The sequence below is a fragment of the Bacillus pretiosus genome, from assembly GCF_051294775.1.
Lineage (GTDB): Bacteria > Bacillota > Bacilli > Bacillales > Bacillaceae_G > Bacillus_A > Bacillus_A wiedmannii.
On sequence record NZ_JBPPHF010000448.1, the window covers coordinates 1 to 287 of the forward strand.

The window sequence follows — 287 nt, forward strand, 5'->3', positions numbered from 1 at the left end:
CTCCGGAGGAATCTTCACATCTCTAACGTATTACGACTTTGTTCCATTCGCATTTTTCCCCAATCATACATCATTTCAACGATCGGTAAAAGCGACATGCCTAATTCCGTCATATAATACTCTACTCGCGGAGGAATTTCTGGGTATACCGTTCGGTCAACAATCCCATCTTCCATTAACTCTTTTAATTGGTTCGACAAAACGTTATGAGAAATGCTTGGGAATAATCGTTGTAATTCACTAAAACGATGAGGCCCTTCCACACCAAGATGCCACAGTATCACAAC

The 287-nt window shown here is 41.1% G+C and carries 1 protein-coding gene; it reads right to left on the reverse strand.

Going from position 1 to position 287, the window contains the following annotated elements:
* Nucleotides 1–14 precede the first annotated feature (14 nt).
* Nucleotides 15–287, reverse strand: a 273-nt coding sequence (locus ACSG5Z_RS31675) for a winged helix-turn-helix transcriptional regulator (RefSeq protein ID WP_435712931.1), incomplete at its 5' end; no start/stop codon positions are given.